Annotated in this window: 12 protein-coding genes; 10 read left to right on the top strand and 2 right to left on the bottom strand. The window is 60.5% G+C overall.

Features of this window, described 5'->3' with window-relative positions; translation table 11 throughout:
• Positions 1–75 precede the first annotated feature (75 nt).
• A complete protein-coding gene (gene ppgK / locus ACTG2J_RS03800) occupies positions 76–816 on the bottom strand; it encodes a polyphosphate--glucose phosphotransferase (RefSeq protein ID WP_005339062.1) in 741 nt (246 codons plus the stop codon).
• A gap of 111 nt (positions 817–927) precedes the next feature.
• Positions 928–2,082, bottom strand: a complete 1,155-nt coding sequence (gene queG / locus ACTG2J_RS03805; protein ID WP_439997212.1) for a tRNA epoxyqueuosine(34) reductase QueG — start codon at positions 2,080–2,082, stop codon at positions 928–930.
• 60 nt (positions 2,083–2,142) lie between these two features.
• On the opposite strand from queG, the gene ACTG2J_RS03810 reads away from it, so the two are divergent.
• The 10 genes from ACTG2J_RS03810 to hflC all read left to right on the top strand — a co-directional run bounded on the left by ACTG2J_RS03810 (position 2,143) and on the right by hflC (position 12,651).
• Positions 2,143–3,654 (top strand): NAD(P)H-hydrate dehydratase, encoded by a 1,512-nt coding sequence (locus ACTG2J_RS03810; RefSeq protein ID WP_439997213.1) that lies wholly within the window; start codon positions 2,143–2,145, stop codon positions 3,652–3,654.
• A gap of 10 nt (positions 3,655–3,664) precedes the next feature.
• Positions 3,665–4,138 carry a tRNA (adenosine(37)-N6)-threonylcarbamoyltransferase complex ATPase subunit type 1 TsaE gene (tsaE, locus tag ACTG2J_RS03815; RefSeq protein WP_005339056.1) on the top strand — a complete coding sequence of 158 codons (474 nt, stop codon included), beginning with the start codon at positions 3,665–3,667 and terminating at the stop codon, positions 4,136–4,138.
• 23 nt (positions 4,139–4,161) lie between these two features.
• Positions 4,162–5,850, top strand: coding sequence for an N-acetylmuramoyl-L-alanine amidase (locus ACTG2J_RS03820; protein ID WP_439997214.1), 1,689 nt, complete (start codon positions 4,162–4,164; stop codon positions 5,848–5,850).
• A gap of 16 nt (positions 5,851–5,866) precedes the next feature.
• Positions 5,867–6,046, top strand: coding sequence for a hypothetical protein (locus tag ACTG2J_RS03825; RefSeq protein ID WP_047436150.1), 180 nt, complete (start codon positions 5,867–5,869; stop codon positions 6,044–6,046).
• A gap of 3 nt (positions 6,047–6,049) precedes the next feature.
• The gene (mutL, locus tag ACTG2J_RS03830) at positions 6,050–7,915 is read left to right on the top strand and encodes a DNA mismatch repair endonuclease MutL (RefSeq protein WP_439997901.1); all 1,866 of its coding nucleotides are present in this window, start codon (positions 6,050–6,052) and stop codon (positions 7,913–7,915) included.
• A complete protein-coding gene (gene miaA / locus ACTG2J_RS03835; RefSeq protein ID WP_236382865.1) occupies positions 7,905–8,834 on the top strand; it encodes a tRNA (adenosine(37)-N6)-dimethylallyltransferase MiaA in 930 nt (309 codons plus the stop codon). The genes mutL and miaA overlap by 11 nt, the downstream gene beginning before the upstream one ends.
• Positions 8,835–8,906: 72 nt before the next feature.
• Positions 8,907–9,170 (top strand): RNA chaperone Hfq, encoded by a 264-nt coding sequence (gene hfq / locus ACTG2J_RS03840; RefSeq protein ID WP_005339045.1) that lies wholly within the window; start codon positions 8,907–8,909, stop codon positions 9,168–9,170.
• 63 nt (positions 9,171–9,233) lie between these two features.
• Positions 9,234–10,520: a ribosome rescue GTPase HflX gene (gene hflX / locus ACTG2J_RS03845; RefSeq protein ID WP_005339043.1), complete on the top strand. Its 1,287-nt coding sequence runs from the start codon at positions 9,234–9,236 to the stop codon at positions 10,518–10,520.
• Between the two features lie 91 nt (positions 10,521–10,611).
• Positions 10,612–11,763, top strand: a complete 1,152-nt coding sequence (gene hflK / locus ACTG2J_RS03850; protein WP_005339041.1) for an FtsH protease activity modulator HflK — start codon at positions 10,612–10,614, stop codon at positions 11,761–11,763.
• Positions 11,764–11,766: 3 nt separating this feature from the next.
• A complete protein-coding gene (gene hflC, locus ACTG2J_RS03855) occupies positions 11,767–12,651 on the top strand; it encodes a protease modulator HflC (protein ID WP_005339038.1) in 885 nt (294 codons plus the stop codon).
• Positions 12,652–12,688 lie beyond the last annotated feature (37 nt).

Here is a 12,688-nt window from a genome sequence, read left to right on the forward strand (position 1 = left end):
ACGGCCAAACAAAAGGGCCCGGCAGCAGTGCCGGGCCCTTTCCATTGGTATCTGCTGACTTGCAGTGAGCGTCGGTTAGCCCTGCTGCTCGGCCGCGTAGAGCGCGGCCCCGATAATACCCGCCTGATTGAGGCTGGCCGCCGGAATAAGCGGCGCCCGGGTCTCGATGCGATCGACAAACTTATCCAGCTTGGCTGCGCTGCCGCCCCCCAGAATGAAGAGGTCGGGGGAGAAGAGAAACTCGAGGCGCGCCAGATATTTGTTGAAGCGCTTGCCCCAGCGGTTCCAGGAGAGATCTTCCCGTTTGCGCGCCGCATCGGAGCAGTAGTGCTCGGCGACCATTCCTTCCAGCATCAGATGGCCCAGCTCGGTGTTGGGCAGCAGATGGCCGTTGACGAAGATGGCGGTGCCGATGCCGGTGCCGACCGTGATGAGGATGATGACCCCCTTGCGATCCTTGCCGGCGCCAAAGCGCATCTCGGCCAGACCGGCGGCATCGGCATCATTCAGCACATAGCAGGGCTTGCCGGTGACATCGGCAAACAGATGCTCGGCATCGGTTTCGATCCAGCTCTTGTCGATGTTGGCGGCACTCTTGGCAACCCCGTTGTGGATGGTGGCGGGAAAGCCACAGCCTACCGGTCCTTTCCAGTCGAAATGTTCGACCAGCGCCTTGAGGGTATGGGCGATGGCGGCCGGGGTGGCCGGTTGCGGTGTGGCAATGCGATGGCGCTCGCCAATCAATTCGCCGGTTTTGGTATCGACCAGACAGCCCTTGATCCCTGAGCCTCCAATATCCACTCCCAACATATGCATCTGTGTTGTCCTTGTTGTGTGCCGACCAGTTTGCAGTGACCACGCTGTTATGGGCACTGCAGGTCGGCAGAGCATGAAAAAAGTGCTGCAATCCGGCAAGGGGCAGATCACTTATGCGTGATCTGACAGACCTTTTTCGATGCAGCGGATCAGCAAACGGGTCTTCTTGTTCTCTTCATCCTGACGCCGGGCAAGGGTGGCCAGCGCCCATTCGATATGTTCGGCCACCATAGGCTCTGCTGTGGTCAGCCCCTGTTGCAGGGCGGCGATCACCTCGGGGGTTGCCGAGCCATTGCCGAGGGCGACCGCCAGATTGCGGCGCCAGCGTTGATAGCCGATGCGGCGGATCGGGCTCCCTTCGGTCTGCTTGAGAAAATCGCTCTCGCTCCAGCGCCACAGCGCCAGCAGGGGCGGGCGGTGCAAGCTGGGGCGGGGGCTAAAATCGGGTTCCGGGCTGGCATCTGCGTAGCGATTCCAGGGGCAGATAAGCTGGCAGTCATCGCAGCCGTAGATGCGGTTGCCCATCAGGGGCCGGAACTCTTCCGGAATAGGGCCGTCATTCTCGATGGTGAGATAGGAGATGCAGCGGCGGCCATCCACCACATAGGGGGCGACAATGGCGCCGGTCGGGCAGATGTTGATGCAGGCGACGCACTTGCCGCACTGCTCCTTCTCCACTGGCTGGTCGAGCGGCAGCGGCAGGTTGAGCAACAGCTCACCGAGAAAGAAGAAGGAGCCGGCCGATTCGTTGAGCAGCAGTGAGTGTTTGCCAACCCAGCCGAGGCCCGCCTTGGCTGCCAGTGGCCGCTCGAGGATGGGGGCGGAGTCGACGAAGGGGCGCCACTCACCCAAGGTCTCTTCAGTGCCTTGAAACAGTTCGGCGCAGCGCGCTTCGATGCGATCACCCAGCTGTTTGAGCCGGTTGCGCAGCACCTTGTGGTAGTCGCGGCCGAGGGCATAGCGGCTGATATAGCCGAGGGTCGGATCGCGCAGGGTGGCGGCAAAACCCGCCTCGAACGGCAGGTAGTTCATCCGCACCGACAACACCCGCACCGTGCCCGGCAGCAGCTCGTGGGCGCGCGCGCGCATCATGCCGTGGCGCGCCATGTAATCCATGCTGCCGTGATAGCCCGCATCCAGCCAGGCCTGCAATCTCGGCTCTTCGATACGCAGGTCGGTGTCGGTGATGCCCGCCTGGTCAAATCCTAGCTCCCGTGCCCAGAGCTTGATATCGTGGGCCAGCTGGTGGAAGTCAGGTGCGCTCATGTGGCTTGGCCTGGCCGGCGTTTGCTGGCGTGGGTCGATTGATAAGAGGCGGGAGCCGTCATGGTAGAGATCATCAGGGGCGCGTTGGGCACAAAAGAGGGGGGCAGTTTACCACAGGGGCTGTGGCAGACTGAACAGATCCGCGCACTGGAGCGCAACTGGGCCGCGCGTGAGGGGCAACCTCTCTATGCCCTGATGGAGCGAGCCGGTGCCGCGCTGCGTACTTATGCCACCCTGCATTGGCCCGACAGTCGCTGCTGGTGGATTTTCGTCGGCCCCGGTAATAACGGCGGTGATGGCTATGTGCTGGCCCGCCTTGCCCGCCAGATTGGCATCGAGGTGGTGGTGATTGCCGCCAGGGCACCCGACCAGCTGAAGGGGGATGCCAGACGGGCCGCCGATGAGTGGCTGGCGGCCGGTGGCCGGGTCTGGCTGGCCGAGCAATTTGATAAGGACCAGCACTCCACCCCGGATCTGGTGGTCGATGCCCTGCTTGGCACCGGCGTCAACACCTCCCTCTCGCCACTACTGACAAAGATCGTCGCAACAATCAATGGCTTGGCTGTGCCCGTGCTGGCGGTGGATCTCCCCTCCGGCCTCAACGGCGATACCGGCCGTGCCATGGGGGCCATGGTGCAGGCCACTCGCACCCTCACCTTTATCGGTATCAAGCAGGGGATGCTCACCGGCGACGGGGTGGATTGCGTCGGCCTGCTCGATTGTGATCCCCTTGGCGTGACGCCTGATGACACTATGCTGCCCGCCGCCTGGCGTATCGATTATCCGCTGCTCAGCACGCAACTGACCCCACGCCCGTGCGCTTCCCACAAGGGCTCTTATGGCAAGGTACTGCTGGTGGGGGGCAATCGCGGCATGCAGGGGGCCATCGTGCTGGCTGCCCGCGCCTGCCTGCGGGCGGGGGCCGGGCTGGTGCGGGTATGTCAGCATCCGGAACATCCGCCGGTCAGCCTCTATCAACCCGAACTGATGAGTCTCACTACCGCAGATGACGAGGGGTGGGCGTCGGTGCGGGTCATTGGCCCCGGGCTCGGTCAGGATGAGTGGGGAAGAGCACAAATCGCCCGTTATCTCACCGAACGGCAGCCACTGGTTTTGGACGCCGATGGATTGAATTGGCTGGCGCAATCTCCCCGCCATCAGGATAATTGGGTGCTCACGCCCCATCCCGGTGAAGCTGCGCGCCTGCTGGGATGCTCCATTGCCGAGATTGAAACCGATCGGTTTGCCGCCGTGCAGGCGCTGCAGCGGCGTTATGGCGGTGTGGTGTTGTTAAAAGGGGCGGGAACACTTATTTATGACGGCGAGCGGGTCGCTCTTTGTTGTGAAGGCAATCCCGGCATGGCAAGTGGCGGCATGGGTGATCTGTTATCTGGTATAATCGCCGCCCTTTTGGCCCAGGGCTGGTCTGCCACCATGGCAAGCTGGCTGGGCGCCGTGATCCATGGCGAGGCTGCAGATCAGGCCGCCGCTGACGGCGAGCGGGGCATGCTGGCGTCAGATCTGCTGCCGCTGATCCGCAAACTGGTTAATCCCGACACCATTACAAGTTAAAAAGAAGAACATGGCAAAACAGTTGATGATGACACTGCCGGACGAGGCAGCAACCGTGGCACTGGGTGGCCGTCTGGCACAGGCCTGCCAGCAGGCGACCACAGTGTTTTTGCATGGCACGCTTGGCGCCGGTAAAACCACCCTGACCCGCGGCTGGGTGCAGGGCCTTGGCCATCAGGGCAAGGTAAAAAGCCCGACTTACACCCTGGTCGAACCCTATGAGCTCGATGGCTGGCAGGTCTACCATTTCGATCTCTATCGCCTGGCAGATCCGGAAGAGCTGGAATTCATGGGCATTCGGGACTATTTTGCCGCCAACACTCTCTGTCTGGTGGAGTGGTCCGAGAAGGGCGAGGGCTGGTTACCGGCTCCCGACCTGGAAATTACCCTCACCTATGTAGGCGAGCAGCGCGAGGTTCTGATAGAGGCTCGCACTGCTATTGGCGAAGCCATTCTGGAACGGTTGTCATCTACGTGCGCTTGATCCTTGTTATTGCTCTCTCTTTGATGGCGTTACCCTCCTGGGCGAATCAGCTCAAGAGCGTACGAATCTGGCCATCACCGGATAATACCCGGGTGGTGCTCGATATGAGCAGCGCCCCCAACTTCAACTATTTCACCCTCACCGGCCCGGATCGGCTGGTGATCGACCTGAAAGGGGCGAGCAACGCCGCCAATCTGGCGCGGATCGAGAACAACAGCGAACTGGTGCGCAAGATCCGCCAGAGTACACCGCTGGAGAAGGGCGGTCTGCGGCTGGTGATGGATCTCAGCTCCGCCATCAAGCCGGTGGTCTTTCCGCTGGCGCCAGCCGGGCCCTATGGTCACCGTCTGGTCATCGACCTGCCTTATGAAGAGAAGCGCTCGGCGGCAGCAGTGCAATCCACGCCTGTCGGTGGCAAGGGCAAGGGGGTGGTGATTGCCATCGACCCTGGCCACGGCGGGGAAGACCCGGGCTCCATCGGCCCGCGTCGTACCTACGAGAAGCGGGTCACGCTGGCGGTCTCCCAGAAGCTGGCGGCACTGATCGACCGTGAACCGGGGATGCGCGCCGTGATGACCCGTCGTGGCGACTACTTCGTCGATCTCAACAAGCGCTCCGAGATCGCCCGCAAGGCCAAGGCGGATCTGCTGGTCTCTATCCATGCAGACAGTTTTCATAACTCGACCCCGCGCGGCGCCTCGGTCTGGGTCCTCTCGACCAACCGTGCCAACCGCGAGATGGGCAGCTGGCTGGAGAAGCAGGAGAAGCAGGGCGAGCTGCTTGGCGGTGTCGGCAAGGTGTTGGCGGAATCTGATCCCAACCCCTATCTGGCGCAGACCTTCCTCGACCTCTCCATGGACAAGTCCCGTGCCGAAGGGTATGACGTCAGCCGCCAGATCCTGCGCTCCATGGGCAAGGTCGCCCGACTGCACAAGAAGGCGCCGGAACACGCCAGTCTGGCGGTGCTGAAGGCGCCGGATATTCCCTCGGTGCTGGTGGAGACCGGTTTTATCTCCAACCATGCGGAAGAGAAGCTGCTGGCTACCGCCAGCTATCAGGACCAGCTGGCCCGCGCCATCTTCGAGGGGATCCGCAACTACTACCGCGCCCACCCGACCAAGGGGGCCATGCTGACCGGCAAGGGGCAGGTGAGCCAACCTGCCGCTACTCGCCCCGCACCGGTAGCCCGGCAGCCGGTGAGCCAGCCCAGGCAGACACAGTCGCAGCCGGTGGTGACCAACAAGATGCCCGCCACTGCCCGCGACGGCGGTGCTGGGAGCGGCTCCGGAGTCGGGGTGATCAAGCCTTACTCGGCGGCAGCGCAAGAGAGCGGTGCGCCGGTCAGCAGTGTGGGCGACTATGACAAATCGCGGATGCTCCGCCATGTGGTCAAACGGGGCGAGAGCCTCTCTCGCCTTGCCGAGAAGCATGGGGTGAGTCAGTCCACTCTGGTGGAGATCAACCAGCTGCGCAGCCGGGATATACAGATTGGTCAAACAATTTATATTCCCCAGCAAGGGCAGAGCCGCAGTGCCGCCCCCGTTCGCAGTGATGACAAGTCGCAGATGATCCGCCATGTGGTCAAGCGGGGCGAGAGTCTCTCCCGCCTTGCCGAGAAACATGGGGTGAGTCAGGCTCGGCTGGTAGAGATCAACAAGCTCAAGTCGCGGAATATTCAGGTAGGGCAGGTGCTCTACATTCCGCAAAACTGACGCGCGGGAGCGGGCGATGCCGCTCCCGCTGTTAGCGAATACCATCAGCAAGATTGAAATTCAGGAGTCAGCGATGCCGATCCGTATATTGCCCCCTATCCTTGCCAACCAGATTCCGGTTGGTGGAGAGGTGGTGGAGCGGCCCTCCTGGAGCCTTAAGAGACTGACCATCCGCAAGATAGAAATTCAGGAGTAAATGATGCCGATCCGTATTTTGCCACCCATTCTGGCCAACCAGATTGCAGCCGGAGAGGTGGTGGAGCGGCCCTCTTCTGTGGTGAAAGAGCTGGTGGAGAACAGCCTGGATGCGGGGGCCGACCGGGTCGAGATCGACATCGACAAGGGGGGCGCCAAGCTGATCCGCATCCGTGACAACGGCTGCGGTGTCGCCAAAGATGAGCTGGTACTGGCGCTGTCGCGTCATGCAACCTCCAAGGTGGCCACGCTGGATGATCTGGAAGGGATCAACAGCCTCGGTTTTCGTGGCGAGGCGCTCGCCTCCATCAGCTCGGTCTCCCGTCTCACCTTCACCTCCCGTACTGCAGAGCAGTCCGAAGCTTGGCAAGCCCAGGCGGAAGGGCGCGAGATGAGCGTCACCATCAAGCCGGCGGCCCATCCGGTGGGCACCACGGTGGAGGTGGTGGATCTCTTCTTCAATACTCCGGCGCGGCGCAAGTTCATGCGCAGCGAAAAGACCGAGTTTGCCCATATCGACGAGCTGGTGCGCCGCATCGCGCTCTCTCGCTTCGACGCCACCCTGATCCTGCGCCACAATGGCAAGGTAGTGCGCCAGTACAAGGCCGCCAATACCGTGCCGGAGCAGGAGCGACGTCTCGCCGCCGTTTGCGGCACCCCCTTCATGCACCATGCGCTGGCGGTGGAGAGCGAACACAGTGACGTGCGGCTGTGGGGCTGGCTGGCGACTCCGGAGGGGGCAAGACCGCAAAACGATCTGCAATACACCTACGTAAACGGCCGGATGATGCGCGACAAGCTCATCAATCACGCTATTCGTCAGGCCTATGACGAGTTGTTGCCTCCCGACCGCTTCGCCGCCTATGTGCTCTATATCGAGCTGGATCCCCGTCAGGTGGATGTCAACGTCCACCCGGCCAAGCATGAGGTGCGCTTCCATCAGGCGCGGCTGATCCACGACTTTATCTTTCAGGCGTTGTTTACTGCGCTGCGCCGCGAAGGAGTCAGCGCCGCTCATCAGGACGCGCCGCTGGCCGAAACTCTGGTCGAGTTGCCGGTCAGTCCGCAGATCGAATATCCCGGTCAGGCGCCACGCCCGGAGTGGTACGGTGCCGAGCACAGCTACCGGGCACCTGCACAGGTGCGGGAGGGAGGCGGTGGGGCTGGCCGAGCCAGCAATTATCAACCGCCCGAGCCCCCAAGCCGGGAGGCGATGCGCGGCATGGGCGCTCTGCTCACTACGCTGCCTATCGCAACTGAGGCTGCTCCTGCGCAGCCCACTGAGCCAGTGCCGTCACCCAAACAGGGGGGATGTCGCGCCCTGACACTGGTGGAGCAGGCCTACCTGTTGATCGAGCGGGATAATCAGCTGGCGCTGCTTTCGCTGGTACGCGCCGAGCGGGTGCTGCTGCGCCACTGGCTGCTGGAGACCTGGGGTCAGGGGCTGGCGGCCCAGCCACTGTTGCTGCCGGTCTCCTTCAAGCTGCCGAAGAATTTGATCGCGCTGGTGACCGAGCAGGAACGTTTGCTGAAACGGATGGGGCTGGAGTTGAAAAGCGGGGGGCGCGACACCATGATCCTGACTCGGGTGCCGGCTCTGCTGCGCCAGACCGATCTGGTGCGTCTGTTACCCGAATTGCTGCAAATTATCGAGGGCGGATCTGACAGTGATGCTGGTCAGCAGGCTGAAGTATTATGCCAATGGCTGGTGGAGCAGGGGATAAGCCGCGAGAAGATATACGATTTTTCAACTGCCAGTCGTCTGCTGACGGAACTTGTGACCGATTTCAGTGACCAGCTTGGTGACATGCGTATGGTGCGCCCGCTTTCGTTGGCGACCGTGCTGGAGGAGTTTGAACATGGCGAGTGACTTGCCGACCGCAATTTTTCTGATGGGGCCGACGGCCTCCGGCAAGACGGATCTCGCCATTGAACTGTGCCAGGCGCTGCCCTGCGACATCATCAGCGTCGATTCGGCGCTGATCTATCGCGGCATGGATATCGGTACGGCCAAGCCGACCGCCGATGAACTGGCACGTGCCCCGCACCGGCTGATCGACATTCTTGACCCCGCCATGAGCTATTCGGCAGCCGATTTTTGCAAGGATGCCCTGCGAGAGATGAAAGAGATCGCCGATCGCAGCCGCATTCCGCTGCTGGTGGGCGGCACCATGCTCTATTTCAAGGCGCTGCTGGAGGGATTGTCCCCATTGCCCTCCGCCGATCCCGCCATTCGTGCCGGGATTGAGGAAGAGGCTGCCCGCCTCGGTTGGCAGGCGCTGCATGACGAGCTGGTGCGCATTGACCCGGTGGCCGGGGCGCGGATCCACCCCAATGACCCGCAGCGGCTTTCCCGAGCGCTGGAGGTTTACCGCATCAGCGGCAAGACCCTTACCGAGCTGACCCAGGTGCAGGGGGAGGGTTTGCCCTATCGGGTGCAGCAGTTTGCCATCGCCCCGAGCGATCGTGCCGTGCTGCATCAGCGGATCGAACAGCGCTTTGACAAGATGCTGCAAGGCGGCTTTGAACAGGAGGTTCGTGCGCTGATGGCGCGCGGCGATCTGCACCCGGATCTCCCCTCCATTCGCTGTGTGGGTTATCGCCAAATGTGGGACTACCTGTGCGGTGAAGTGGGGTATGATGAGATGCGTTATCGTGGCATTGTTGCCACACGCCAATTGGCAAAACGACAGATGACCTGGTTGCGCGGCTGGCCCGATGTGACCTGGTTGGAATCTGGTGAGTCTGGCAATCTCGACCGCGTGCTTGCTCGCGCTGGTGCGGCTTGACACTCCCTGTATAATCAGGTTGTTATATTGATATTCGGTGTTTAAAAACAACAAACTATAAGGAAAAGAAAAATGGCTAAGGGGCAATCTCTCCAAGACCCGTTTTTGAATGCGCTGCGCCGTGAGCGGATTCCTGTTTCTATCTATTTGGTGAACGGCATCAAACTGCAAGGTCAGATCGAGTCTTTTGACCAGTTTGTTATCCTGCTGAAAAACACCGTGAGCCAGATGGTTTACAAGCACGCCATCTCGACTGTCGTACCGGCCCGTGCCGTCAATCATCACCAGCCCACTCCGGGTGGCGCGGCTGATGAACAGGGTGATGCCGAGGCGTGATATCCCTGGGCGAGTCGACTCGCCAACTCAGATTCATCATGATTCCTGTTAAGGAGCAAGCGCTTGTTTGACCGTTATGAAGCTGGCGAACAGGCCGTTCTGGTGCATGTCAACTTCAGTGATGAGGGGGAGCGGGAGGATCTGGAAGAGCTCAAGATGTTGGTGAGCTCGGCCGGAGTCAATGCGCTGGGGGTAATTACCACCAGTCGCAGTGCGCCCAGTGCCAAATTTTTTGTCGGCAGTGGCAAGGCTGAAGAGATCGCGTCCCAAGTCCAGATGCTGGATGCCGACGTCGTCATCTTCAACCATGCCCTGACCCCTGCCCAGGAGCGCAACCTGGAGCGTTTGTTCCAGTGCCGGGTGGTGGATCGAACCGGCTTGATCCTCGATATCTTTGCCCAGCGCGCCCGAACCCACGAAGGTAAACTGCAGGTCGAACTGGCCCAGTTGCGCCATCTTTCCACTCGTCTGGTGCGAGGCTGGACCCACCTTGAGCGTCAAAAGGGCGGGATCGGTCTGCGTGGCCCGGGTGAAACCCAGCTTGAAACTGACCGACGTCTGCTGCGGGAACGCATCAAGGCGATTTTGCGTCGGCTCGACAAGGTGGCCAAGCAGCGGGAGCAGGGACGCCGCGCCCGCAACCGCAACGAAGTGCCGACGGTGTCACTGGTTGGTTATACCAACGCCGGAAAGTCCACTTTGTTCAACCAACTTACAGCTGCCAGCGTGTATGCTGCCGACCAATTGTTCGCAACTCTGGATCCCACCCTGCGTAAACTGGTGATCCGGGATGTGGGTGATGTGATTTTGGCGGATACAGTTGGATTTATTCGACACTTGCCCCATGATCTGGTCGCGGCCTTCAAGGCGACCCTGCAGGAGACCCGTGAAGCGGATCTGCTGCTGCATGTGGTGGACTGTGCCGATGAGCAGATGCAGGAGAATATCGACTCCGTGCAGCAGGTATTGGCCGAGATCGAAGCCGATGACAGGCCCCAGCTGATGATCTGCAACAAGATCGACAAGCTGGCGGATCGTCCGGCAGGTCTGGAGCGAGATGACGAGGGGCGCCCGTTGCGCGTCTGGTTGTCGGCCCAGACTGGTGAAGGTTGTGAGCATCTGTTTACGGCGCTGACCGAATTGCTGGCTGGCTCCATGGTGCATCACACCCTGCAGTTGCCTCCTTCTGCCGCGAGATTGCGCAGTGCGCTCTATCAGCTGAAAGGGATTGAGCAGGAAGGTTTTAGCGAGGAGGGTGATTTCGTGCTGGAAGTCCGCTTGCAAGTGGCCGACTGGAACCGCCTCGTGAAACAGGAAGGTGAGAGTTTACAACGCTTTATCAGGCATTGATTCGTCGATGAAGGTGAACCCTTAGGGGCTTCTCAACGTATGATGGCCCGATAGAGATGATATCCATCCGCATGTATTAATGGAGACGCTGATGGCTTGGAATGAGCCTGGTAACAACGGCAAAGACCGTGACCCTTGGGGGAATAACGGCAAGAATCAGGGACCCCCTGATCTGGATGAAATGCTGCGCAAAGTGAGTCGCCGTTTCGGTGGCTTGTTTGGTGGCGGCAAATCTGGCGGCGATGTAGGTCGCTTTGGTATCTCCATCGCGCTGGTTGTGGCTGTGGTGGTGTGGGTCGTCAGCGGCTTCTACACCATTCGCGAAGCGGAGCGTGGTGCCGTGCTGCGGTTTGGCAAGTTTTCCCATATTGTCGAGCCGGGCCTGCGCTGGAAGCCGACCTTTATCGATCAGGTGATCCCGGTGGACGTCGAGTCCGTGCGCTCCCTGCCTGCCTCCGGTTTCATGCTGACTCAGGATGAGAACGTGGTACGGGTCGAGATGGACGTGCAGTACCGTGTGGTCAATCCCGAGCAGTATCTGTTCAGCGTGACCAATGCCGACGAGAGTCTGGGCCAGGCCACCGATAGCGCCCTGCGCTACGTGGTGGGTCATACCCGGATGGATGACGTGCTGACAACCGGTCGTGAGAAAGTGCGTCAGGAGACCTGGCAGGTGATCGATGGCATCATCGAGCCCTACCAGATGGGTCTGCAGATCGTCGATGTCAACTTCCTGCCGGCGCGTCCGCCGGAAGAGGTGAAAGACGCGTTTGATGACGCCATCTCCGCTCAGGAAGATGAACAGCGTTTCATTCGTGAAGCAGAAGCCTATGCCCGTGAAGTGGAGCCCAAGGCCCGTGGCCAGGTGAAGCGTCTGGAGCAGGAAGCGGAAGCTTACAAATCCCAGATCGTGTTGAAAGCCCAGGGTGAAGTTGCTCGCTTCAACGAGCTGCTGCCCCAGTATCTGGCTGCCCCCGAGCTGACCCGTGAGCGTATCTATCTGGAAACCATGGAAGAGCTCTATCAGCAGGCCAACAAGGTGGTGGTCGACATGCCGGCTGGCAACAACAGCATGATCTACCTGCCGCTCGACAAGCTGTCCGGCAAGCCGAAGGCTGCCCAGTCTGATCGTGCCACTGTCGCCCCGGTCACAGAGCAGGTCCCCGTTTCCAACGAGGGTGCCAACTCTACCCCGACAATGCCGCTGCGTAGCGGTGACCGCTTCAGCTCAGGGAGAAACTGATAGATGAAAAAGCTAGCTATTGGTGCAATCGCTGTCGCGGCCATGGTCTGCTTCTCCTCTGTCTTTATCGTTGATGAAGGTCAGAAGGGGATTGTGGTGCAGTTTGGCAAGGTGAAGCGGGTTGACTCCGGTGAACCCCGCCTCTATGAGCCGGGCCTGCACTTCAAGGTGCCGCTCATCGACCAGGTTCGCAAGATGGATGCCCGCATCCAGACCATTGACAGCCAGGCCGACCGTTTTGTCACCTCCGAGAAGAAAGACCTGATCATCGACTCCTACGTGAAGTGGAAGATCGAGGACTTCTCCAAGTACTACCTGGCAACCGGTGGTGGCAACAAGCTGCAGGCTGAAGATCTGCTCAAACGCAAGATCAATAACGGTCTGCGTTCCGAGATCGGTAACCGCACCATCAAGGACATCGTCTCCGGTGAGCGCAGTACCGTGATGGAAGATGCCCTGAAGAAGATGGCGCGCTCCTCCGAGCTCGGTATCAAGGTGGTGGATGTGCGGATCAAGCAGATCAACCTGCCAGTGGAAGTCTCCAACTCCATCTACCAGCGGATGCGCGCCGAGCGTACCGCAGTTGCCCGTGAGCACCGCTCTCAGGGTCGCGAGAAGGCTGAAATCCTGCGTGCCGATATCGACCGCAAGGTGACCGTCATGATCGCCGACGCCGAGAGTAACGCTCGCCAACTGCGCGGTGAAGGGGATGCGGAAGCCGCCAAGATCTATGCCGACAGCTACAAGAAAGACCCCGAGTTTTTCAGCTTCGTGCGTAGCATGGAGGCCTATCGCAAGAGCTTTGCCGGTGGCAACGACCTGATGGTGTTGAAGCCGGACAGCGAGTTCTTCCGTTACCTCAAGTCTCCTCACGGCACCAAGCAGTAATCGCCACGAGGTCACATTCAAAGGGTCTGCATTGTCA

This window comes from Aeromonas sp. 6P, from assembly GCF_051919525.1.
In the GTDB taxonomy this organism is placed as follows: domain Bacteria; phylum Pseudomonadota; class Gammaproteobacteria; order Enterobacterales; family Aeromonadaceae; genus Aeromonas; species Aeromonas veronii.

Bases quoted from the DNA above. Each gene is read 5' to 3' on its own strand.
- ppgK (WP_005339062.1), bottom strand. From the start codon at position 816: ATGCATATGTTGGGAGTGGATATTGGAGGCTCAGGGATCAAGGGCTGT.
- queG (WP_439997212.1), bottom strand. From the start codon at position 2,082: ATGAGCGCACCTGACTTCCACCAGCTGGCCCACGATATCAAGCTCTGG.
- ACTG2J_RS03810 (WP_439997213.1), top strand. From the start codon at position 2,143: ATGGTAGAGATCATCAGGGGCGCGTTGGGCACAAAAGAGGGGGGCAGT.
- tsaE (WP_005339056.1), top strand. From the start codon at position 3,665: ATGGCAAAACAGTTGATGATGACACTGCCGGACGAGGCAGCAACCGTG.
- ACTG2J_RS03820 (WP_439997214.1), top strand. From the start codon at position 4,162: ATGGCGTTACCCTCCTGGGCGAATCAGCTCAAGAGCGTACGAATCTGG.
- ACTG2J_RS03825 (WP_047436150.1), top strand. From the start codon at position 5,867: ATGCCGCTCCCGCTGTTAGCGAATACCATCAGCAAGATTGAAATTCAG.
- mutL (WP_439997901.1), top strand. From the start codon at position 6,050: ATGCCGATCCGTATTTTGCCACCCATTCTGGCCAACCAGATTGCAGCC.
- miaA (WP_236382865.1), top strand. From the start codon at position 7,905: ATGGCGAGTGACTTGCCGACCGCAATTTTTCTGATGGGGCCGACGGCC.
- hfq (WP_005339045.1), top strand. From the start codon at position 8,907: ATGGCTAAGGGGCAATCTCTCCAAGACCCGTTTTTGAATGCGCTGCGC.
- hflK (WP_005339041.1), top strand. From the start codon at position 10,612: ATGGCTTGGAATGAGCCTGGTAACAACGGCAAAGACCGTGACCCTTGG.
- hflC (WP_005339038.1), top strand. From the start codon at position 11,767: ATGAAAAAGCTAGCTATTGGTGCAATCGCTGTCGCGGCCATGGTCTGC.